Source organism: Granulicella sp. WH15 (genome assembly GCF_009914315.1).
Classification (GTDB): Bacteria; Acidobacteriota; Terriglobia; order Terriglobales; family Acidobacteriaceae; genus Edaphobacter.
Window position 1 is genome coordinate 3,954,904 of record NZ_CP042596.1, and the last position, 23,428, is coordinate 3,978,331.

At 55.0% G+C, this 23,428-nt stretch carries 20 protein-coding genes; 12 read left to right on the forward strand and 8 right to left on the reverse strand.

Going from position 1 to position 23,428, the window contains the following annotated elements:
- Nucleotides 1-128: 128 nt before the first annotated feature.
- The 3 genes from FTO74_RS16410 to FTO74_RS16420 all read right to left on the reverse strand — a co-directional run bounded on the left by FTO74_RS16410 (nt 129) and on the right by FTO74_RS16420 (nt 4,017).
- Nucleotides 129-2,000, reverse strand: coding sequence for a TolC family protein (locus tag FTO74_RS16410; protein ID WP_162539108.1), 1,872 nt, complete (start codon nt 1,998-2,000; stop codon nt 129-131).
- 76 nt (nt 2,001-2,076) lie between these two features.
- A complete protein-coding gene (locus FTO74_RS16415) occupies nt 2,077-2,802 on the reverse strand; it encodes an ABC transporter ATP-binding protein (RefSeq protein WP_162539109.1) in 726 nt (241 codons plus the stop codon).
- Between the two features lie 9 nt (nt 2,803-2,811).
- Entirely contained in the window at nt 2,812-4,017 is a 1,206-nt protein-coding gene (locus tag FTO74_RS16420) for an HlyD family efflux transporter periplasmic adaptor subunit (RefSeq protein ID WP_345933526.1), read from the reverse strand.
- A 265-nt stretch (nt 4,018-4,282) separates the two neighbouring features.
- Between FTO74_RS16420 and FTO74_RS16425 the strand changes: the two genes are divergently transcribed.
- The 9 genes from FTO74_RS16425 to FTO74_RS16465 all read left to right on the forward strand — a co-directional run bounded on the left by FTO74_RS16425 (nt 4,283) and on the right by FTO74_RS16465 (nt 15,258).
- Nucleotides 4,283-4,609, forward strand: coding sequence for a PadR family transcriptional regulator (locus FTO74_RS16425; protein WP_162539111.1), 327 nt, complete (start codon nt 4,283-4,285; stop codon nt 4,607-4,609).
- Between the two features lie 8 nt (nt 4,610-4,617).
- Nucleotides 4,618-7,254, forward strand: a complete 2,637-nt coding sequence (locus FTO74_RS16430; RefSeq protein WP_220399044.1) for an ABC transporter permease — start codon at nt 4,618-4,620, stop codon at nt 7,252-7,254.
- Nucleotides 7,255-7,275: 21 nt separating this feature from the next.
- Nucleotides 7,276-9,960, forward strand: coding sequence for an ABC transporter permease (locus tag FTO74_RS16435; RefSeq protein ID WP_162539112.1), 2,685 nt, complete (start codon nt 7,276-7,278; stop codon nt 9,958-9,960).
- Nucleotides 9,961-9,980: 20 nt separating this feature from the next.
- On the forward strand, nt 9,981-11,120 hold the full coding sequence (locus FTO74_RS16440) for a S41 family peptidase (RefSeq protein ID WP_162539113.1): 1,140 nt from the start codon (nt 9,981-9,983) through the stop codon (nt 11,118-11,120).
- 101 nt (nt 11,121-11,221) lie between these two features.
- Nucleotides 11,222-12,136 (forward strand): hypothetical protein, encoded by a 915-nt coding sequence (locus tag FTO74_RS16445; protein WP_162539114.1) that lies wholly within the window; start codon nt 11,222-11,224, stop codon nt 12,134-12,136.
- Complete coding sequence (locus FTO74_RS16450) at nt 12,136-13,137, forward strand: carboxypeptidase-like regulatory domain-containing protein (protein WP_162539115.1); 1,002 nt, start codon at nt 12,136-12,138, stop codon at nt 13,135-13,137. The genes FTO74_RS16445 and FTO74_RS16450 overlap by 1 nt, the downstream gene beginning before the upstream one ends.
- A gap of 24 nt (nt 13,138-13,161) precedes the next feature.
- Nucleotides 13,162-13,869, forward strand: coding sequence for a hypothetical protein (locus tag FTO74_RS16455; RefSeq protein ID WP_162539116.1), 708 nt, complete (start codon nt 13,162-13,164; stop codon nt 13,867-13,869).
- Between the two features lie 44 nt (nt 13,870-13,913).
- Complete coding sequence (locus FTO74_RS16460) at nt 13,914-14,366, forward strand: hypothetical protein (RefSeq protein ID WP_162539117.1); 453 nt, start codon at nt 13,914-13,916, stop codon at nt 14,364-14,366.
- Between the two features lie 106 nt (nt 14,367-14,472).
- Nucleotides 14,473-15,258 carry a hypothetical protein gene (locus FTO74_RS16465; RefSeq protein WP_162539118.1) on the forward strand — a complete coding sequence of 262 codons (786 nt, stop codon included), beginning with the start codon at nt 14,473-14,475 and terminating at the stop codon, nt 15,256-15,258.
- 144 nt (nt 15,259-15,402) lie between these two features.
- Here the strand turns inward: FTO74_RS16465 and FTO74_RS16470 are convergent, their stop codons facing one another.
- The 4 genes from FTO74_RS16470 to FTO74_RS16485 form a co-directional block, all read right to left on the reverse strand.
- Entirely contained in the window at nt 15,403-16,134 is a 732-nt protein-coding gene (locus FTO74_RS16470; protein ID WP_162539119.1) for an SDR family NAD(P)-dependent oxidoreductase, read from the reverse strand.
- Nucleotides 16,135-16,277: 143 nt separating this feature from the next.
- Nucleotides 16,278-17,051 (reverse strand): hypothetical protein, encoded by a 774-nt coding sequence (locus tag FTO74_RS16475; RefSeq protein WP_162539120.1) that lies wholly within the window; start codon nt 17,049-17,051, stop codon nt 16,278-16,280.
- 82 nt (nt 17,052-17,133) lie between these two features.
- On the reverse strand, nt 17,134-18,135 hold the full coding sequence (locus tag FTO74_RS16480; RefSeq protein ID WP_162539121.1) for a carboxypeptidase-like regulatory domain-containing protein: 1,002 nt from the start codon (nt 18,133-18,135) through the stop codon (nt 17,134-17,136).
- A 105-nt stretch (nt 18,136-18,240) separates the two neighbouring features.
- Nucleotides 18,241-19,521 (reverse strand): chromosome partitioning protein ParB, encoded by a 1,281-nt coding sequence (locus FTO74_RS16485; RefSeq protein ID WP_162539122.1) that lies wholly within the window; start codon nt 19,519-19,521, stop codon nt 18,241-18,243.
- 259 nt (nt 19,522-19,780) lie between these two features.
- On the opposite strand from FTO74_RS16485, the gene FTO74_RS16490 reads away from it, so the two are divergent.
- Genes FTO74_RS16490 through FTO74_RS16500 form a run of 3 tightly spaced genes read left to right on the forward strand, consistent with a single transcriptional unit; the run spans nt 19,781 to nt 23,095 of the window.
- On the forward strand, nt 19,781-20,818 hold the full coding sequence (locus tag FTO74_RS16490) for a tyrosine-type recombinase/integrase (protein WP_162537768.1): 1,038 nt from the start codon (nt 19,781-19,783) through the stop codon (nt 20,816-20,818).
- A complete protein-coding gene (locus tag FTO74_RS16495; RefSeq protein ID WP_162539059.1) occupies nt 20,815-22,650 on the forward strand; it encodes a tyrosine-type recombinase/integrase in 1,836 nt (611 codons plus the stop codon). The genes FTO74_RS16490 and FTO74_RS16495 overlap by 4 nt, the downstream gene beginning before the upstream one ends.
- Nucleotides 22,643-23,095, forward strand: a complete 453-nt coding sequence (locus tag FTO74_RS16500; RefSeq protein WP_162537771.1) for a DUF6262 family protein — start codon at nt 22,643-22,645, stop codon at nt 23,093-23,095. The genes FTO74_RS16495 and FTO74_RS16500 overlap by 8 nt, the downstream gene beginning before the upstream one ends.
- On the opposite strand, the gene FTO74_RS16505 is transcribed toward FTO74_RS16500, so the two are convergent.
- A complete protein-coding gene (locus tag FTO74_RS16505) occupies nt 23,009-23,395 on the reverse strand; it encodes a ParB/RepB/Spo0J family partition protein (RefSeq protein WP_162539123.1) in 387 nt (128 codons plus the stop codon). The genes FTO74_RS16500 and FTO74_RS16505 overlap by 87 nt on opposite strands.
- Nucleotides 23,396-23,428 lie beyond the last annotated feature (33 nt).

The window sequence follows — 23,428 nt, forward strand, 5'->3', positions numbered from 1 at the left end:
CTCCTAATTACTCAGTTCTTCACTGCGCACAACTGAGATTTCTTGAAGCTTGATATCGATGCGCTCTAGCACGGCGATTTCTCAACTTTGTGTGAATGACCTGGGAAAGAAAATCCCAGCCATACAGTTCAATGCACCTTCGCCACTATGCCTTGCTTTGCATCATCAATTGCAATGTTGTGGTTTTCCAGTGTCGATCCGACTGCACGCTCCAATTCAATACGGCTCTTTTCATAGAGCGTTTCTGCTTCTGTCAGCGAAGATTCTGCAAGAGCCAAATCACGCTGCGCGAGGAGAGTCTGATAGTTTGACCCTGCCCCAAGCTGCTGCTCCTGTTTGGAAATATCGAATGTCTTCTGAGCGAGGTCGCGCCCACGGCGAGCGGAGGCAACGCGAGCCTGGCTCTGTTGCAGAGCATAGAGAGCATTGCGGACTTCGATCCGAATCTGTTTTTTTTGTTGTTGGATGAGAAGTTCCGATTGGCGATATTCCAGTTCGGATCGATATTGGTCTGACTTCAACACGCGATTTCTTAAAGGGATTTTGACGGAGACGCCCACGAGATAATCGGGGGAACTGTTGTCGAAGGCTCTGCGCACGGAAGAGGAATAATCGGTAGGTACGGAGGACTCGTAGCCAGATGCCGGATTATCTACTCCCGCAAGGCCCGATCCCCCGTAATATGCCTGAAGGTTCACTGTAGGCAGTAAGGCATTGCGAGCCGCAGCCCTGCTGATGTTCCGACTATCTAAGTCGATGCTTGACTCTTGCAACTCTGGTCGGTCACGCAGAGCCTCGTTGGTCAAGCTCTCAAGCGTGGCATCCGCCGCAGCCTCCTTGACTTCCATTTTCTCGGTCGGCACGACTGGAATCTCTTCCAAGGCGAGGTCATCAAGGTTCTTCGTCAGCGCATTCTTTATGAGGGATTCTTGAAGAACCAGAGTGGTTTTGGCAGAGGTCAACTCCTGCTCACGGTTCTCCATCTCTGCCCCTGCTTTGGTCACGTCCATTGCGGGAATTGCACGGAGTTCCAATCGCTTTTGATCTCTTTCCAGTGTCTCCTTAGCGAACTGGAAGGAACGCTCCTTGACCTGTACATCCTGATACGCATTCGCCAAGTCCCAGTACATATTGGCGATCTGCGTGACTGTCGCAATCACTTGATCTTTGAAAGCGATGTCGGAAATCTTCCGATTGTTTTTTGCGATACGCAGATAACGAAGGTTCGGTCCTAAGCCGAAACCTGCCAAGAGCTGCTGCTGAAACGCGATTCGATAATAGACATTCAGTGCCGGATTCAGGTAGTTGTAAATGCTATTGCCGGTTTGCCGGTTGTTTTCAAGAGTGAAGCTCAAAGCGGTTCCCGTAGGAAATGCCTGGGCGTATGCCAGGTTCGCAGTAGTCGTGTTCTGCTGCAAGGAAGGGACACCATATATTTGGAGGTTGGATAACGGCTGGGTGTAATGTTCAACACTTGCCGTTCCCGTGATCGTGGGGTCATAGGACGAAACGGTTGTCCCTGCGCCCAATGTTGACTGCACGATGCCAGATGCGCCGCTGCCCGCACCTCCCGCTCCCCCTGTGGTTCCTCCTGCACCAGCGCCCGGCGCACCTGCTCCTAGCCCACCAACACCGCCGCCCGGCGTATTTTGAACAATGCCAGCGTTGACACCACGGAATGCGCCACCGGCCCGCGTCCGCTCTACATCGGCTTCGGCAATGGGAAGGTTGTAACGCGATATGGCGATGTCAAGATTGTTTTCGAGCGCCAGGAGAATGGCGTCATCGAGCGATAGATATAGCTTCCCATCATGAATGAGCTGATCGATCCTTGGCGAATTGGCGAGACTCGCTGCTGGAACAAGACTAGGCATGTAAGGCCCAAATGGATTCTTCGACTTTGGAAGGTTCAAGCTCAAAGCTGGCGTCTGCGCGCTCGTTTGATAGCAGGAGCCAATCGCACAACAAATCATGATGCCTGAGACACAGAGCTTATTCATGGGTCATCCATTCATCTTCACGGAGCCAGACTCGATATATCGCTTCGGCATCAGGTACACCGCCACTGGATCGTCATTACGCCTCAATCTCCAAGAGCTTTTGCCTTAGCTGTTCTTCGGAGATAACCTGACCGTCGAAGAGATGTACTTGGCGATCAGCATGGGCAGCGAATCGCGGATCATGAGTCACCATACAGATTGTTGCCCCTTCCTTATGAAGCTCTGCCAGAAGTTGCATCACTGCCTCGCCATTCTTGGAGTCAAGATTTCCCGTAGGCTCGTCGGCCAGAAGTATGGAAGGAGTGCCAGCTAACGCCCTTGCCACTGCCACACGCTGTTGCTGACCACCGGAAAGCTGTGACGGATAATGCTTCATGCGGTGGGCCATGCTTACCCGTTCAAGTGACTCCTGTACCCGGCGTTTTCGTTCGGCGGCAGGCATCCCGGCCCGGTATGTCAAGGGAAGCTCGACGTTCTCCGCGACGGTAAGATCGCCGATGAGGTTGAAGCTCTGAAAGATGAATCCGATCTCCTGGTTCCGTATTCGTGATCGTTCGGAAAAACTCAGATTGTCCACGGCTCGCCCATTCAGTTGATAGCGTCCGTTCGTTGGGGTATCCAACAGTCCAAGAATCGAGAGCAGGGTCGATTTTCCGCAGCCGGAAGGACCGGACATTGCGATGTATTCGCCACTATTGACGGAAAGCAAAACGCCAGAGAGGGCGTGGGTCTCAACCTCGTCGGTGTAAAAGACCTTCGTTAGATTTTCAATCTCAATCAGCGGCCCGCCATTATTTCCCATCTGTCACCTCTATTGGAGCTGTATGTGATTTGCTGCATCCCACCGAGACATATCGGAAAGAATGACGGTATCTCCCTCGTTCAAACCAGACAACACCTGAATGGTGTTTACCGAAGACCGTCCCACCTTCACAGGCACACGAGTTGCGGTGCTGCCGTTGTTGTCGAGTTTGAAGAGGCTAATGGTGCTGCTTTCGTTCCCGAATGCTGGCCTGCCGACATACAGCACGTTCTGCAACAGATCGAGGTCAATCGTCCCATCGACGCTTAAGTCCGGGCGCGCTCCCTGGGGCAATGGGCCAGCGAGTTGGACATCAACTGTCACCGTGCCGTTTTGAACAGCCGGGTCGATTCGCACGACGCTTCCCGATATGACTCCATTGTGTGTATCGACCTCCGCGGATTGGCCGATTTGAATGTCACGCGCCTGTGTCTCCGCAATCTTGAGTGACGCTTTCAATTGATCTGGCTGAACGACTTTCGCCAAGGTCGTTCCTGGTGTGACATGCTCGCCGACTTGATGAGGAAGGTCTACTAACACTCCTCGTATTCCGGCACGTACTCGCAAGGCGTCCGTCTGCCGCTGCTTCAGGCCCAACAGGGTTTTAGCTTGCTCCACTTTGGTTTGCTGTACTTCAAGCTGGGTGACGATTGCATTCTTGTTTACGTCTAGCCGCTGCCTTTCAATGTCTGTCCGTGTGAGGTACTCGTCGGCCTTGCCCTGGGATGCGTCGTAGGTCAATCCACTGATGACCCCAAGTTGGTAGAGAGCCTTATCCGTCTGTGCTTGCTTCTGAGCCTGCTGATTGTCCGTATTGACGGTCGCTTGCCCCGCGCGTTCCGTCATCAAGTCACTTTGAAGCTTTGCTCCGAGATTTCGATATTCAACGGTAGCGGCCTTCAATTGGAGTTGCGCATCAACAAGCTCCTGTTCCAACTGCGGGTCAGTCAGTTCCATCACTACGGAGTCCGGCTCTACTTTGGCACCGGGGAGAATATCGATACGCACCACTGTTCCGTCCGTCTCCGCAGGAATCAACCGGAGCCGATCCTCTCTGGGAACCAAGGTTCCTATTCCCCGCACTTGCCGAATCATCGGGCCTCGCTTCACGGTATCTGTCCAGATTGCGCTTCGCTCCACGGAAGGCAGGGCTGGACGGAGACGGGAGACCCCATATATAGCCGCTCCCGATAATGCAGCGAGCGACAGAATCATAAATGTGATTCTTCTTCGCCGTTTTCGCTTTAAGTCTGGACGCTCAATATCCACAGCTAGAAAGCCCTTTCAGGATCGCCAGAGACCGACATTGACCCATCCATGCGTTACCCATCCCCTAGATAGCTAGGGCTATGGTTAAGACCTATAAGCTCTGTCATACCTAGATGTCAAGGATCGCGCAGCTTAGAACGAGTCCGACTGCTGAGGGTTTGACACCCCTAGCGCCCTATGGATAGCATCAGTCGCAGCGAGGTTTAGATAAATGGCCAAGTCCGATCTTCAAGGCACCTTGGATCTTCTCGTCCTCAAAACTCTTTCTCAGACGGGCGAGCTGCATGGGTATGGAATTGTCCTGCACATCCAGACAGCCTCGGCTGAACTGCTCCGGGTTGAGGAAGGTTCTCTTTATCCTGCACTTCATCGCATGGAGCAGAATGGCTGGATCAACTCGCAATGGGCGCTTACCGAAACGAACCGGAAAGCGAAGTATTACAAGCTGACCGCCCTTGGACGCAAGCAACTTCAGGAAGCCGAAAAGAGTTTTGAACAACTGGTGAAAGGCGTGCGTGCCATGTTGCGCTACGCGTGAGGTATCCCATGTCGCTCTTTCGCCGCATCTCAAACCTCTTTCGGCGCTCAAGAATGGACCGTGAGATCGATGCCGAGATCAAGTCCCATCTGCAAATGAGGACTGAGGACAATATCGCTTCCGGTATGCCGCCAGATCAGGCACGCCGGGACGCCTTGCTTCGTTTCGGAAATCCCACGGCAACCAAGGAACGAGTCACGGCCTCGGATGCCGCACTCACACTGGAGAGTATCGGGATGGATATACGGTATGCGTTTCGCCGACTCGCAAAATCGCCGGGGTTTTCGATTACTGCGATTCTGACACTCGCTCTTGGTATCGGTGCAACGACTGCCATATTTAGCTGTGCGTATGCGTTGCTGCTCCGGTCGCTGCCATTTCAACACGCGGATCGCATCGTCACGATCAACGAGACGCATCCACAGGTCGCCGGGGGAGGAGAGGTAACTTTTCCCGATTATCTGGATTGGCGTTCGCAGCAATCGAGCTTTGAGCAGTTGGCCGGATATTCCATAGTGAGTCCCGAAACCGTATCGCTGGTTTGGGATGGACATGCTGAGCAGGTTCACAGGGTTCTCGCATCCAGCAGTTTGTTCTCGCTTCTCGGGGTTACGCCATCTTTGGGTCGTACCTTCGTGGAACAGGATGACAACCCGAACGCAAACCATGTCGTCGTAATCAGCGCTGAAGCCTGGCAGCGCTATTTCGGGGCAGACCGAACCATCATTGGCCGCAACGTCGATCTGAATAGCGTTAGCTACACCATTATCGGTGTGCTTCCTCCTGGAAGTGCCTATCCAGCGACAGGCGAGTTCTGGATGCCGTTGTCGCTGATGGATAAGGAATCGCAGGCTTCCCGCGTTTGGCATACGGTCAACGTCTTAGGTCGCCTCAAACCTGGGATTGCATTGGGACAGGCTCAGGCGGACATGCAGACCATCGCGGCGCGGTTGGCGGAGTCCTACCCGGCGACGAATCGGAATATCGGAGTGCTCCTTACCCCATTGCGTGAGCAACTCGTGGGTTCCTTGCGTCCCGCGATACTCAGCCTCATGGGATGTGTGGTACTGGTCCTGCTCATTGCCTGTGCCAATGTCGCCAATCTCCTGTTAGTAAGAGCCGCAGCGCATCTCCGAGAAGTTGCCGTAAGACAGGCCCTTGGAGCAAGCCGTCTCCGCCTGTTCACGCAATCTCTTTCCGAAACTCTCCTCCTGTGCCTGCTTGGAGGCGTGCTTGGGACGGCATTGGCCGCATTCACTCTCCCGCTCTTGCGGGTGGCGTTCGCGCATACGGCGGGCGCGGACCCGTCGTTGGTTCAATCGATCCAGCTCAATATTCCGGTACTGCTCGTCACGTTAGGCGTGTGTTTGTTTACTGCGATTCTCTTCGGGTTGCTGCCAATGTTAAAGACACCACGCAAGCTGGCCGAGGCATTACGTTCTGGAGACCGTGGCAGCAGCGGCAAACAGAGCAGGAGAAGAAGCGCACTGGTTTCGGCAGAGATAGCTATCGCTGTCGTAGTGCTGTTTCTTGGGTCACTGTTGATTCGTAGTTTTCAGAAACTCATCCAAATTGATCCGGGGTTTCGCACCGATCACTTGCTCAGTCTTGAAATCACCTTGCCACAGCCTCGGTATGAGGACCAAGCGGCTGCAACGAACCACTTTTATGAGGCACTGATCGATAAGCTCCGGCAATCGCCCGGCATCGCATCAGTCGGAACTACCAACGCTGTACCACTCAATGCTTCTCATTCCATGACCCGCTTTCTCATAGCAGGGGCGGCTCCCTTAGCTCCAGGGGCATTCCCATTCGCGCAGATTCGCTACGTCAGCCCGGACTTCTTCCGCACTATGGGACTCGGACTGCTACAGGGCAGAATTTTCGAACTGAAAGACATTGAGAACAATACCAATTCATTTGTCGTCAATCAGGCATTTGCCCAACGCTATCTTTCCGGCAAAGACCCGCTGACATCAAGCATCCTGATCGGTGTTCTCAGTCCCCACCCCGATAAACTTCCCGTGATCGGAGTCGTCTCGAACGCACGCGATTTGGGAGTGGAGACCGATGCTGAGCCCGAGCTGTATCTTCCGGGATTCGGCACACACGCAGTGCTTCTGCTCCGCACCGATATTGATCCGGCCAGCATCGCCGCTGAAGTACGCGATGCAGTCCGGGAACTTGATCCGAATCAGCCCATCTACCATGTCCAGACCATCGATGCGGTACTCTCCGACTCCCTGGCAAGGCAGAAGATGACTGCTGTTTTGCTCGGCATCTTTGCATTGCTGGCGCTCACACTTGCGTCCATCGGGATTTATGGAGTGATTGCATATTCCGTTGCGCAGCGCACACGCGAAATCGGAGTGCGGATGGCCGTTGGAGCCAGCCGGACAAATATCCTGCTGCTGATATTGCGCGAAGCGGCTACCTTGACGGGAATCGGAATTTTGGCGGGACTCGTCGCTGCTTTCGTATGCGCACATTTTGCAAGCACGCTGCTGTACCACGTTAGCAGTGCTGATCCTGTCTCCATCTGCGCATCGGTTTTTGCTTTGTTGATTGTTGGTATGTTGGCTGCTGTCATGCCCGCTGGCCGGGCCTCCACAATCAATCCCACTGAAGCTCTTCGATCTGAATAACGCTACGTGTGAGGTAATCCCATGTCGCTTTTTCGCCGTATCTCTAATCTATTCTCACGCGGGAACCTGGAGCGGGAGATACAGGACGAGCTGCGTTCCCATCTCGACATGCGCACAGCGGAAAACGTTGCGGCAGGCATGACTCCTGAGCAGGCTCACCGAGATGCTCTTCTACGATTTGGAAACCCTGCGTTGATGAAGGAACGAATTGTGGCCGAAGATGCCGCGCTGACGCTGGAGAGTCTGTTTGCAGATGTCCGCTACGCGATTCGTCAGCTCCTGCGCAATCGTGGATTCGCCGTCATTGCCATCCTGACGTTGGCCCTTGGCATCGGTGCTACGACAGGCATCTTCTCGATACTGAATGCCTGGATCATTCAACCTCTACCGCTGAAAGACCCGCAGCAACTCGCCATCTTCTGGCGTGCAGCGGCAGACAGCCCGAATGAACCGGCTTACTACTTCAGTTGGCGGGATTATTTGTATTTCCGTGAACGCAGCCATGCGTTTCAATCGCTCGGCGCATCCTTCGAGCGCGGATACGCCTTGACGGGAGGTGGGGAGCCTGAGAGTTTGCATGGTGGGATAGCCAGCAGGACTCTCTTCGCCACGCTCGGAGTATCAGCCTTTCGTGGGCGGCTCTTTCTGACGGATGACGACACTGGGCCTCCTGTTGCAGTGATTAGCTACGCTTTGTGGACGCAGCGATTTCACCAATCCTTATCGATGTTGGGCGAGACACTGACACTCAATGACAAACCTTTCAAGGTCGTCGGGATTCTTCCTTCGGGCTTTTCCTACCGGGTCCTCGATCAACCGCACGATATAGACGTCTGGACGTTAATTCAGGCCGGAGATCCCCAATACAAACAGGACTCGGTAACCGCAGTAGCGATCATTGGACGACTCAATCCAGGCGTGACCATCGCGCAGGCGAAATCGGAGATTTCACTGTTGCAGGCGGAAAACGACCGGCATTATCCCGACATTCCGAAATCGACCGCGTATCTCTCAACCCTGCAACAGGACAACACTCGCGAAGTCAGGGCTTCGCTTCTTGTGCTGGGTGGAGCGGTCGGATTATTGCTCCTCATTGCCTGTACCAATACCGCGAGTCTGATCGTCGGCAGAAACATCCAGCGAGAGAAGGAGTTTGCCATTCGCGCCGCTTTGGGATCGAGCGCGCGTCGCCTCCTGGTCCAACTGCTGGTTGAAAATCTGGTGCTGTATGGGATCAGCGGGGCTCTGGGCCTATTGATCGCCTTCGGCTCGGTGCGTGGTTTCATCGCGTGGAATCCTTTTGGCGCGCTCCCAGCGCAGCCGGTAACAGTCAGCCTGCCGGTATTGGCGGTGGCAGCGCTGCTCACTGTATTGTCCGGGTTGATCTTCGGAGCATACCCGGCACTTCAGGCAGCGCGGCTCAATGTTAATCAGGCGTTGCGTTCGAGCGGCTCCGGCGCTTCTGCTGCTGCGGGAAAGTTGCGCTCACGGAACATCATTGTGCTGACGCAGATTGCACTTTCCGTCATCCTCTTGATTGGCGCGTCGTTGTTGCTGACGACCTTCCTTCACCTGAATGCACAGCCTCTTGGATTCAACCCGGAAGATACTCACGTCATCAACCTCTCATTGCCGCATAAGCGTTACGGTTCCGACACGCAGCTTACCCAATTTGCGGATCGCTTATCAGAGCAACTGAGAGCACTTCCTGGCGTAGATGCCGCAGGAATGACGTACTTCCTCAGACTGTCGGACGCCGGGACAGAGCCGTTCCAAATGGAAAGTCGAGGCGATCTCACGGAGGAGCATCTGCCGCAGGCCGTTCCCGTTACAGTTGGGCCTGGATATTTTCGGGCAATGGGTATTGCGACGGTGGGGGGCCGAGACTTTGCGGACTCCGATGTGCAGGCGACACGCCCGGTCGCAGTCATCAATGAAGAAGCGGTGCAACGGTATTTTGGGGGCAAGAACCCGATTGGAGAACATCTCCGCATCGGAGACCCGAAAGACCCGGAAACACAGAAGAATCCCTGGCTCGAAGTGGTTGGTGTTGTGGCAAGTACGAAATCAACTCGGTACAACCAGATTGCCTGGGAGGCCCGCCCGGAAGTCTATACGGATTACCAGCAACAGCAGATTCACCAGTATTTCGCAAATTCGGACTATACAACCATGTTCTTTGTCGTGCGCACGCAACCGGGCGTGGCATTGAGTGACGCGATCATTCAGAAGACAATTTGGAGCGACGATCCCAATTTACCCGTAGGGGCAATCAAGTCTCTCGGAGAGATGGTCGCCGGACTCCAGACGCAACCACGTATCCGAGCACACCTGCTTTCGGTCTTTGCAGGTCTGACTTTGCTACTAGCCGCTATCGGCATCTACGGGGTCATGGCGCAATCCGTGGCGCAACGGTATCGGGAGATCGGTATACGCATGGCATTAGGCGCGGATCGTCATAATGTTCTCCTGCTGGTACTGAAGCAAGGCATCACCTTAACACTCGCGGGAGTGCTTCTCGGAACGGTGCTCGGTCTAATCGCTGTCCGATTTATGAAGAGCCTCCTTTATGGAGTCACCGCTACCAATCCTGAAACCTATATCGGGGTCGTTGCTGTTGTCTCCCTGGTTGCCGTCGTCGCCAGCGTTCTCCCTGCGCGGAGAGCAGCATCGATCGATCCGGTTCGTTCGCTGCGCACAGAGTAGGACTACCGAAAGGAACGTGTATGTGGATTAGTTTGGTTTTGGCCTCGGCCCTGATGCAACAGCCATCGACCGGCACGGCCACTCTATCGGCCAAGGTCGTCGATGCCATAGACCGCAACTATCTCTATGTGGATACCGATTCCTGGAAGCGCCTCCGCACCGATCTTCTCAGCAACACAGACACAACAGTCTCTTCGATGGACCAACAGTTGGCGAAGCTCCATGACGGAGACCTCCGCATCATCACATCCCAGCAGATGGCTGCGATGCAAGCGGAAACGGCTGGCAAAGAACAAGGAATTGGGTTGGTGGATTTTGCTGTAACCGTAGAACCATCCACAGGTGACGCAAAAGTAGTGACTCCACTTGTGACCTCGCCAGCGTTCAAAGCGGGCTTGCAGCCTGGAGATGTAATCGTAAGCGTCAACGGGCGAACGACGCGGGGACTGATCCATGAGGATGTCATGGCGATGTTGCGAGGTAACTCCGGCAAGATCGATTTAACAATTCGCCGTGATAACAGGCAGATTCAGATGCAAGTATCAAAAGAGGCGTGGATCGAACAGGCTGTTGACTCGCACAGCTTGGTCGCGGACAAGCAACAGTTGGGATATATCAGCGTTCGTCTCTTTACATCGGATTCAGGAGAACAGGTGCGCCAGGCAGTGGACGCGCTGACGATTCACGGTGTCAATAAGTGCATCATTGATTTACGCAACAATCCTGGGGGCTATCTGGATGCGATGGCGGTGGCTGGAAGCGCATTTACGGATCAGACGCTCGGCTGGAAGGTGAGGCGAGATGGGACGAAGGAGCCGATCCGCGCAACAGGCAAGCCATTCAAAGCCATGCAGCTTGTCGTTCTCGTCAACGAGGGCACCGCAAGCGCTGCGGAGGTGCTCGCCGCTGCTCTCCGCGATACAACGGGCGCTCGTCTCGTTGGAGCAAGAACCTATGGGCGGGGACAAATCCAAACCTACGTCGCTTTGAACGAGAGCGCAGGGATCGTGATTCCGGCAGCGAGCGCCGAAAGTGTGAAGGCGATTCGTTTCAACAAAGGGTCCGGGCTTTCACCCGATGTTTTTGTTGCCTCCACCATAGGAACGCAGACCAACGACGTGGCCTATCAAAGAGCTGTTGAATTGCTGACACATGGCTAAGCGGAGAACATGCCGAAGATGGAATCGCAACCTTCATCGGCACAGTCACGATTGATCCGGTGTCTAAATGTCTAAGGATGAATCTCTGAGGAGCAAGAGATATGCGATATGAGAACCTTTGGAGACTTTGGTTGGTGATGGCGATCACTTTCCTAGTGACGCCGATACCTGGCTATCCGCAAAGCCAAACCGAACGGCCAGGACTGATGAAAGGCAAGCCAGTTGAATCTCCTGAAAAGATGTCCGGCGTATGGGAGAGCAGTGACGGTTCGCAAGGTATCGTCGGACTGCATTTCCTGTTGACCACCAAGGTCGCGGGCGCTCCAACGACATTGGCTGGTATTCCGCAGACCGAGGAACACCTGATGATCGGCGTGTATCAAAGAACCAGCCTGCAACTTCGTCAAGGCGACCATAATTATTTTATGGATACCCCGGACAGCGGTGTCTCCTGGGATGGGAAGCGTCTGGTTCTCGAATGGACACCTCGGGTAGCCGGAGACCCGGCTATCGATCTCGACCTGATCTACGACAAGCATCAAGAAATATGGAGCGGACGATTTCATCGCGGAGAGTTCTCCGGCCATGTAATGTTGCGCCGCCCGACCGTCAGAGGCAATGGGGCGGCTAGTTCCTTGACCGGGACATGGGTAAGCAACAGGCCGGGGATGAACGGCTGCGTGCATATTGTTCAAGGGTCCGACGGAACACTGATGGGATGGTCTGACGATCTGCAATTATCGGGGCGCTATCGTTACGCCAACGGTCTGAAACCGCCAGAACAGACATTTGAACAATATGGCGATCTCGTCAAGGCGGAACAGACGGGTAAGAATTCGTTCTCCATCGAATTCAAGGCATACACGGCGATGTGTTGCTCTCGTACTTACATTGGCATTCTGTCGGACGATGGTTTGACTTTGAATGGGGGATGGCAGGCGGGGCCAAATCAAACGCCCATAAATCTGGCATGGCGGAAGGTGCGGGGCGATTCCTGTGTCGGTCAGGCTTTTTGATGCTTATGCGAATAGCGTTCCTTCCATTTGTGGCGGTCTCACTTTGCGGTGGTTATACCTATGCACAGGCAGGAGAAACCGGAAGCGTGCAAGGGATCGTTCTCGACGAAGCCAGGAATCCGATTCCGTATGCCACTGTCTACGGAACCCCAGGAAAGGATATGCACAAGCCCCTTCGTGCCACTGCTGATGCCGAAGGTAAGTTCATTCTCTTGAATCTACCCCCCGGAGTGGTGTATCTGGACGCAGCGAACGAGCATGAAGGGTATGTTCACAGCATCTTTTCCTTCTATGTTATGCCCGGTGAGAGAAAGCCAGTCGTAAACCTTCACGTCGATGAAGCGATCCATAATACCGTCATCCAGATTGGGCCGAAGGCCGCATATCTTCAGCTCAACATTCATGATGAGAGCGGCAACCCACTCCAAGCCACTCTGAATCTCTCGCGTCCCAACATGGGCCATTCTGGCGATTTGAGCAGCAGTAAACCGGAAGACGGGGTCTTTCCCGTGCCTCCTGTTCCATTCCACGTCGGCGTCTTCGCTCTGGGATACGAGCCGTGGGACTACGCTGATGCCGACTCAAATGATAGAGACGGCCTGCTTCGGATCAGATCGGGCGAGACGCTCAATCTTGATATATGTCTGCACAAAGACACTGTGATGGTCCGGTCTTCTTATCCTCCGTATGGTCATGCTCTCGCTCCTCGTCAACAACTATCCATCGATAGCTCTTTCGTCCAATCTGTTTCCGAAGCATTGAGGGCGACGGAGGCCATCAAACCCGGAATGAGCCGGAGGGCGCTTCTCACAGCGTTTACAGAAGAGGGGGGACTTTCCTCGCGGACACGTAGGACATACGTCTCCAAAGCATGTCCGTATCTGAAGGTGGATGTTGACTTCAATTGGTCGCACACTTCGGACAATGAGACTGCCGAGATGGATGACGACAAAGTCGCAAACATTTCGACACCATATCTTCAATACACGGTAGCGGATTGATCGTTGAATGAAGGAGGAGTGAACATGCGTCGGATAGATTGTTTAGGCGTGGGGGTGTTGATGATCTTGATGGCCATGCCCGTTCATGCGGAGACTGCTTGCTCAGCGATCACGATTGTCGCCAGTCCTCAGCAGATACCTTTGGGTAGTCGCAGTCCGATCCCAAAATCAGCAACCGGATTCACCGGAGATTTTCCCATCGGCCTGAAGTTGGTTCCCAATCTCTCCACGAATCAAGGAGATGGTGCGGTTGCGGTGGAATACCAATTAACAAATCTCGGCTCCGAGCCATTGAAGATGCCGATTCGACCGGACCAAGGCCCCCTGACTGATCTCAACAGCAAGAAGCCATTTACGATCACCATCCTCACTTTGTACATATCATCGCCGAATGGTCCGAGTCCTCTCATAGCTCTCAATCAACAACCGCATCCGTCCGCCCCGGAGGATCACTTTCCGCCGCTGCTCGAAGGACAATTCTCTCTCTATGCAAGAGAAGGCTTTGACCAAAGCTGGTGCTCTCTTGCTCCTGGTACGACGATGCGTATCACAGCGCAGACAAAGATTCCTGTTGGACTGCCCCGTGTCGAGATGCAGGGCCATGCGGAACTGCTGCAAGAGCGCTTCGACCAAACCACTTCATCGACCGAGGTGGGAACTGCCACCTCGAAACCTCTCGTTACGGTGATGAACAAATCTGGTGACAACCCAGCACCGGGTCCGCACAGATGAGATCATTCTTCCTCCTTCGACTTCCAATCGTTGTCATTAGTGTGGTGCTTTATTGGCTGGCCCTCACCCATCCTGCACTTCTCTTTCGTTTCGTTTCCACAGATTACCGGCATATTCGTGTCGTTGGGAAAACACACATCTACACCGGTTTAGAGATGCTTCATTGGAGCATCCTCGGGCCGTTTCAGGCGAACTTTGCCGGAATCGCCAACCTACTACTTTGGTTCAGTTGGCTATTGCTGCTGATCGGTCACAACAAATATCTGCTTGCAAGCTCACGTTGGGCCACCATCCTCTCGTTGCAAACATTCCAGATATTCCTCATGCCCATGCCTATGGATGAAAGCGGAGGGAATCATGCCGAACTGATCCATCCATTGCTCGGCTATTATCTTTGGACCGCGAGCATCGTGATCGTGCTGGCTGCTGCCTGGTATTTACGTCCCGAGTCTCAGACCGAACCCCATCGCTTCGCTGAAGCTGAACGAAGTCGCTAGGGTGTCAATCACTTAGCATGAACGGCGACTCTTCTGTTGTCGCTCATTATTCAAGAAAGGTAAACCTGTGGCGATACGCCTTCGATTCAGTGCTGTACCAGCTCTAATGTCACTCACATGGATGACGCTATGCAGCGGTGCGATATTTGCTGCTGCCGCGCCGCACAAACATACTGACGCCGCCTACTATCTGAAGCCTGCTCCCCGCGCTGGAGACATCGTAAGCGACATCACTTATCGGGTGATTGCGACTCACGGGCCAGGCATGGAGGACAATGTTTGGCAGGTTCCTGCCACAGGAACGTACACCATTCTCAGCAGCGATGCTCCCAGCGTCATCAAGTGGAATGTCTCCGTCCGTATGGATGGGAAGATGGTGATTCAGGGTGCAGACGGGGACTATCGTGATGATGGCAAGACGATGTGCTTCAAAGGTAAGTGCAGCTTTACGACAGATGCCAGCGGGCCATTTTTCAACCCCACCTTTTGGGGCAATCCGACGGGCGATCTAAAACCCGGAATGAGTTGGACGGTCGAGCTTACACAGCCCTGGGAACTCGGGCCTGCGGGCAAACAGACCATCACCGTCCTGTCTATCGATAAAGCGAATGGCATAGTGATTCTGAAGCGGGAAGGCCAGGGTGTTGGTTCCTATGAGGGAGCGCGGGATGTCGCTCTCATCAAGCGCGACGGCAAACAGTATCGTGTCACAGTGAAGCGGGGCGATGCCCATTGGGTTGGGCAGGCGGTTTTTCAACGTGGAGTGGTCGTGAGCGACGAACTTCTTTGCAATACCACTGTCGAGCTTTCGTCCCCGGAGGTCGGAACGATCCAAGCGCGGGAGCGGCAGTATATGTCCCTCTTGCAACACCCTGGGGCAATTGAAAATTGAGCGCTTTACAGGGACTCTTCCATTATGACTGACGGATCAAGCTCCTCGGGTGCGAGTGCATGTTGCCGCTTCCGGTGGAAGCGGCAACGCATGGGGCGGGAATGAGGGGCGCAAGAAATAAGGAGCCTACCGGTTCACAGGGTCTTATGCGCCGGGGCGAGGCAACAACCGAAGCAGCAGCGCGATAGGAGCATAACGCTTTGAAACATAGGCGTGCTTCTGCCTACGCGCAATTGCTTGGAGCATCTGCCTTGCCGCTTTCTTTGTATCGGAGACCAGAAGCCGACGTGCTAAAGGCGTGAGCGGAGTCGCCGTTTTCATCATCTGTGTCTCTACGAAGCCGGGTTGAAGCTCTGTCACGGCGATGGCTAACTTCTTTTGGCGGGCCGAATCTCGCAACCCATCCAGATAGATCGACTGGAATGCCTTGGACGCGGCATAGACGGTGGCGTCCCCCGATCCACGCAGAGCGGCGACGGACGTGATCGCGGCCAAATGCCCTTCTTTACGTCCTTCAAAATACTGAAACGCAGCATGTGCGATGGTCAGGAAACCAGAGACATTAACCGCTACCGTTTGACGGTCGAGTTCTATGTCGTGATCTGGATTGAGGTCTCCAATTCCCGCAGCGATAATCACCAAATCCACATTCCCGATCTCTTGCAACACTGCTTGAAAGCGAGCCTCGCAATCGTGACTCGACACATCCACAAAAGAAGTAACGACGCCGGTTCCTAATTCGGCGGCGAGCTTTGTGAGTCGGTCGGTACGCCGTGCGAGAATGCCGAGTCTCCAATGATCTTGACTAAGTTGTCTCGCTAGTTCCTCGCCTATGCCAGAGGATGCGCCAACTATAATCGCCGTTCGAGTGCTCATGTTCACCTCATCAGCATAATTGGAAAGTGAATCTTACTCTGTAAATTTCAAGTTCGTCGGGTGGGATGGCTAACATGAAAAGAGGGAGCCTGCCGGCAGGCAGGCTCCCTCCAGAAAGAATAAAGGTCAGGCGGCTTTCGCAATCACTCCGTTGGGGGCCGACGATAAAACTTCGGCAACTCAGGGCGATTCTCAAGATGTCTTAGCGTGGTTTCCTTCATATCAAAGCCCATCTTCATTGTTGACCGACGTAAATATGTGCGGGCATAGTCGGCAACGAGGCGCGCCAGATGATCGTCAGGACGTCGAGGGACATTCTGGAGTGCAGCGAGTACCAGCGCGGCATCTCGATTCTCAGCGTTCGCAGAACGAATTTGTTGAGCAACATGCGCTGCGGCTCGCTTGCGTAACTGTAACTCGCTCCCATATCCATCGAGATCGGAACCCGCGATCTCTCCGTCTTCAAACATGATGAAGTCAATCTGAAACGAAACTTCTGCTGCCTGACAATCGACGGAGGAAGTTGAACCTGCCCCGATGGTGCCACCACCCGCTAACGCATGATTGAGTACGGATTCCTGCACACTTCCAGTCTGAGTAACAAGCAGCCGCGAGCCGGAAGACAACACGGGTCGGTAGACGTCAACGGTGTAGCTATCGCTCGAAGCAGTCCTCTTTCGGTTGTTGCCTTGAGCATCAACGAATATCCAACGATAACGAAGGGCGGTCACCTCTTTTTCAGCTCGATTTTCAATTACCACGGCGGTTCCAGCAGCGTCCGCATCCTGTGCGAAAGGTCGGAGCGCAGAGTCTTCACCCGGTTCTTCGAATATCTTCTCGAAGACCGGAAAGTCTTCCGCGCGATAGCGTACAAGCAAGATGTAATCACTCGGACTAGGAACGATCAGCAATCGCATGTGGAAAGTATGCCCCAGCTCTGAAGCGGCGAAAAGTCATTTCGGAACACTTCGATTGGTACAACCCAATGAAACATGGACTCTATATTTGGATTTCAACTCCATCTACATCGTGAGTGGGGATCATTACCTCGGTAGAAGCGAACTCCTTCGTCATTCGTGTGTACCCCTCTTGGTTTGGCGGAGTCATCTCCCAAACGGAAAGCCTGTAGCGACCCGGCTGGACAAGACCTTCAAATGCTCCACTGGAATCTACCTTGACACCTGAACTGCCGAAGCTATCCAACATCCCCACGTCACGGACGAAATGGACGAAGATGTGTGCTGAGTCCTTCGGTAACTTACCCGTGACTTTACCGCGAACGCTGCGCCAAATTGGACGGGGAATACGCAGGTCAAGGTCATGTACGATTTCTCCGGTTTGAACATTGAAGGAATCGGCATCTGTCACGTCCTGAGCGTTCGGGTAGAGGAAATCAAAGATTCGTTGTTGCACCGCCGAATCCGTCGATTGAAGGTGCGGGCCTGGCGGCTTTCTCAGAATTCCGGCGAAACGGAGGGAGTACCGGCCTGGGTGAAGAGGTGGTGAAGAAAAGCGGCCGTCCTCATCTACCTCATGATCCCCAGAATCACTGATGTAGCCGGACCGTTCTCCTCGCTTGCCAACCCTTATCAAGGTGAAGTGGCAACGCTGCGGGGGAAGCCCGTCTTCATCTAAAATCCGCCCCTTGATGAAGGCAGCAGATGTTAGGGGGATCTGTAGATCCGCTACGGGATTTTCCACCTCCAAGAAAATATTGTGGTAAACAGGAGCGTAACAGTCATGATGAACGCCGAGGCAATATCTGCCCGGTGGTAGCGGTCGAAAAGCGAAGCGTCCGAGTTCGTCGAGATTAGTAAAAGTCTCTCCGATAACCCCGGTTCCCGTCAGACTTATCTGGGGTGTCGAGAGGGCCTCCCCTGTTGCCGCGTTGAGTACGCAACCAGTGATCGTTCCACTCATCATCGACACTCCGGTATGGATGATTCGGCGCTCGTGATCCGCGAAGAGACCGCTGTCCCAGTATAAAGGTTTGCGACGCATAGTTACTCATACTCGGGAGGAACAAGCAACACCCTGGATGGTAAGGGCGGGCGCGAGAAAAGGAGCCTGCTTGTTTGCAGGCTCCCAAGAAAGGACGAGCTGCAACTAGGCGGCCTTTGCCTTCCTCGCAGGCTTGGGCTGCGCCTTCGCAACGGGCTTCTTCGCCTTCTCCTTGGCGGCGAACTCCTGCTTGACCTTAGCAGCGATGGCGTCGGTGTCCACTTTGTACACGGTCGCCGCGTCCTTGAGCACGGACGGAGCATTGCCGCGGGCAGCGGCCAGTACGATGGTCAACTCGACCGTCAGCCGTCCCAACATGCTTTCTTCGGTACGACGCAGGAAAGCGGCAAACAGCTTCTCGATGGAGTCGCTGTCTTTGGCCTTCTTGATGCCGTGCTGCTTGGCGACGATGGCGAGACGGTTCTCGTCCAACATCGCGGCCAGCCGCTCGATCACAAACAGCAGGTCGCGCTTCATCAGACGCACCGCGACGGCTGCGCCGATGGCAGAGAGAACGCGGATGCCCGTTGTATTGGAAATCGCCTCCTCCCTGCGCCGCTTCTCCTGCTCGGCCTTCCACTTGGCGTTATCCGCGACGTTCTGCGGCGTCTGCGTCTTGGGTTTGGGGTGATGCACCGGGCACTCGGCGTTGGTGCATACCTTCTGGATGGTGCCCTGTCCGTGGCCTTCGGTGACGATGGCCTCGGTGACGAACTTGCACGTCTTATACTCCGGCCACTGCGCCCGCGCCTTGTCTGCCGGTTTATCCTCCCGAATCGCCACGTACTTATTGCGCGGGAGAACGGGACTGCCTTCGCGCTGCTGCCCCTGCAAGGTGCTAATTTGCATGAGCTTAGGTTTAGCGGCGACGGCGGCGGCGACATGCGCCTCGACCTTCGCCTGATAGCAGGTTGGGTTGGTGCAAGCGTCCTGCTTGCCGAGGTCGGCAAACAAGAGCTTGTTATGCCCGGTGCGGTTGGGGCAGTCCACGCAGCTTCCGGCGATGGCGACCAGATGGGCGTTGCGCTTGTCGAATGGAGCCTCTTTCAGGAGCAAGAGCACATTCGTCTCAATCCAGAAACGCAGATTGCGGACAGGCAGGAGAATCCGTGCGGGCTTGTCGCCGTGGTTGGTGTAGACCTCTTTGAAGCAAGCGGTAAGTCCCTGTTGCTGGAGGTCGGCGGGCAGCTTCGCCAGCATGAGCGCGTGGCCCACACCAATATCGCTGCGGTAGAACGCATCGACCACGGCCTCGCACAGTTCGGTCAGCTTCAACCGCTGCGCGATGTAGACGGGCGTTTTACCTACCTTCGCGGCAATCTGCTCGATGCTGTACTTCGGTTCGTCCAGTGTGAGAAGCCGCTTGTACCCTTCGGCCTCTTCCATCGGGTGAACGTCGCGGCGCTGGAGATTTTCAATTTATCTTTAGTCCTTCAGAAGCAGTCCATGACGTCCACGACGTGCCATTTCACACCGTCGTGGAATTGTTATCTGTAGAGCGTGTATGACGTGTAGCTGGAAGTGAAGTTCTCTGCTTGCCGGATGGAGGTAGCCCGCATTGGCACAGTGAGCGTAGCGAACTGCGCCAATGCGGGCTGGCGCTCAACCTCTGGGGGTAGATGTGAGCAAGGTGCAACGAATCATCATGGCAGATAGCCATGAGCGCAGTTGGATCGTCCTCGATGCGAGCGGACGACCCATTACAGAAGTCAATGAATACCTGCTGTATCTTCACCATCTCGGGCGGTCCCCGAACACGGTCAGAGCCTATGCTCATCATCTTCAGCTCTTCCACGAGTTCCTGATAGACTCCCGTCGCAACTGGAAGAAGCTGGCTCTGACCGATCTGGCCACATTCGTGGGCTGGCTACGTCTGTCATCGAGGAAGGCCAAGGAGCCGCGTTCCGACTCGACAATCAACGTAGTGCTGGCGGCAGTGGGATCGTTCTATGAATATCAGGACAGGCTGGGTGTAGAGACGGAGATCAGCCGTTCACGCCGCTTCGGAGCAAAGAGTCCCTACAAGCCGTTTCTTCACCAAATCAATCGGACACAATCTCTGCGACAAGCTGTGATGCGTGTGCGAACAACGAAGCTGTTGCCCAAGGTTCTTATAGCCGCCGACGTTCAGCGGCTGCTGGATGCCTGCATCCATCTTCGGGATCGCTTGCTGTTGTGCCTGCTGTATGAAAGTGGGATGCGCATCGGCCAAGTGCTTGGCCTGCGACACGCAGATATCCGTTCGTTCGATGGCGAGATCGAAATCGTTCCACGTCTAAATCTGAATGGGGCACGCGCAAAGTCGCGCACCGCCTACGTCGTCCATGTCTCAAAGGAGGCCATGTCGCTGTATGCAGACTACCTCGTGCACGAGTGCCAAGAAGCTTCGAACGACTACGTGTTCGTGAACTGCTGGGGCGGCCGCATCGGGGCTCCGATGAACTATGCGACCGTCATCGATCTGTTCCGCGCTCTCGGTAAGCGAACTGGGCTGCATATAACGCCACACATGTTCCGGCACACGCATGCAACCGAGTTGCTGCGAGCTGGATGGGATGCGGCCTATGTGCAAAAGCGGCTGGGTCACGCCCATATCCAGACTACGACGAGCACCTACGCGCATCTGTCCGGTGAAGATATGGGAGCGGCGTACGCACGCTATCTGCGGGAGCGTGAACGATGAGCCGCCGATGCGCGGAGTGGAATCACGCCAAGCAGCATCGCCTTCTCGCTCAACTAAAGGGCTTCTGGGCGGAAGATGTCTGGGACATGCAGAGCTGCCCGATGCAAGGTCTATCGCTGAAGGCAAACCAACGTCGTCTCCGGCTCGAATGCAAGTCGAGAACGATCAACGGAGAGCTGAAGTATGCGTTCTGGAAGAAGTTCGCTGAGGGCCAGTGGACAAGCACACAAGAGCTGACGAGGGTGCATCTGCTCGTGAGATGGCTCAACAGCCTAAAGCATCTTCCGGTATCGCTCATGGAGCGTGACCTGGAATCGTGGAAGCGTTCGTACACGGCTTATCTTCGACGCTGCGGGATGTATCGCATGGGCATAACCCATCGCATGGATAGCAGCCAGCAACCGCGTGTGACACCGCGCGATAGCGCGTATATCAGCACTCTGCGGCAGGCATACCTTGTTCTGAGCGACGCGTATGATGACCGACCGGAGCAGGAAAAGGACATATGGGATCTGCGACGCGTATCAATGCTGCACAACCCAACGCTGTCTCCGGGGCCGCTGAACTTCCTGAAGATCAGGCAGCCCTGGCTCCGTGTCGCGGCAAAGTCACATCTTGCATACAGTCTCCCGATCTATGCGGAGGGAACGTGTCGAACACGGCTGCAATCTCTGGTCTGCTTCTCGGAGTTCCTCGCTGCCGCCAAGCCTCAAGCCACGGCCCGTTCGATCACGCGTCCGCTGCTGTTGCGCTATCTGAGCTACCTTCCGAGCCGAGTGTGTACCGGCGCGAGAAAGAACCATGTCATCAACCTGCGGACGTTCCTTGAAATGGCTCATCGTGAGCGGTGGTTGCCGGTTGGTCCCGAGCGGCTGATCCACGACGAAGAGGTTCCGCAGCCAATGAAGCATCAGCCTCGTTATATCCCTTCGACGGTGCTCGACCAACTGAACCAGCACCTTCATGACCTGAAGCCATCGTGGATGCGGAAGGTGCTCATCTTGCAAGAGTGCGGCATGCGAATCAGCGAGCTGCTGCAGCTCTCGCTGGACTGCCTCTCGCAGGACGCGCGTGGCATCTACTATCTCCGTTACCTCCAGGGCAAGGTTCGGCGGGAGAACGCGATCCCTGTATCGCAGGAGATAGCGCATGTCGTGCAGGAGCAGCAAGCGTCAGTTCGGGAACGTCATCGAGACTTCTACCTTCTGTTCCCCAGCGAACGGGGTCGTCCGATCCGCCAGGCCAGCTTCGCGCAGGTCATCAATCAGCTCGCCTACAACCATCGCATCACGGATGCGAATGGGAACCTCTTCCGCTTCCAGTCACACCAGTTCCGCCACACGGTGGGCACGCGCATGATCAATCTCGGCGTACCTCACCACATCATCCAGCGCTACCTGGGGCACAAGGGCCCCGAGATGACCAGCCGTTACGCCCATATCCACGACAGCACGATGCGGGAGAAACTCTCTGAGTATCTTGCAGGCACGCTGGTTGATGTCGCTGGACATAAGGTCGTGGAAGACAGCGTCAACGATACGGTCGAGCTGCAGTGGTTCACCCGTAACGTGCTCGCGCAGGCTCTGACCAATGGCTACTGTGCGATCCCCACGGTGGCTGGCCCTTGCCCTCATCCGAACGCCTGTCTGAACTGCGCTCACTTCCGCACCGACATCACCTTCCTGGACGTTCATCGTGCCGAACTGCGCGAGACCGAACGCGTCATCGCCAAAGCCGATGCGAACGGCTGGACGCGACAAAGCGAGATGAATGCGCGCAAACGAACGAATCTGGTAAACATCATCACCACTCTGGAGGAGACACATGCGTAGAAATACAGAAGGGCTGAAGCGTAGCGCAAAGCTCAGAACCGCCGCCGCGCTGGAGAAAGCGCAAGCCGCCATCCGTCGTATGCAAGTGGAAGAGATCGCGATCAACTTCCGCACGGTCGCGGCCCACGCCGGCGTATCCACCGCCTGGCTCTACAGCACCAAACCTCTACGAGATCGCATCGTGAAGCTTCGCGCCGTATCGAAGACGCCCGTGCAGAACGATACGAACCATCGACGGCTCATCTCGCAGGAGCGAGTGATCGCCACACTGCGACTCCGCGTCAAGGATCTGGAAGCCAACAACAACGAGCTCAAAGAACAACTGGAACGAGCCTATGGACAGCTTGCGATACCTTCCTCAAATAACAAATCTGCACGTCGTGGACATGTCCATGACGTGCAGGCCCGCGAAAACAGAAAGAAATCTCTTGACCACTACAGATAATTCAATCAACTGCGCCTCCAACACTTCGGCATCGGTCATGTACTTGATGCGGACAGGCACAGTGGCAGCTTCGGCCATCTGCGCGGCGCGGTAACGCCGTGCGCCAAAGACGATCTCGAAGCTGACCTCATCCTTGGGACGGACGAGCAACGGCGAGAGAACGCCCTGGGTGCGGATGGTTTCGGCAAGCTCCTTCAAGCTGGCCTCGTCAAACTGACGGCGGGGGTTGGTGGTGGATTCCGCAAGCAGGGACAGCGGAAGGTCGCGGTATTCGTTGGCATTGACGATGGTGGTGTTCATGGTGACAGGCTCCTTTCGAGCGGTTGAAGGATG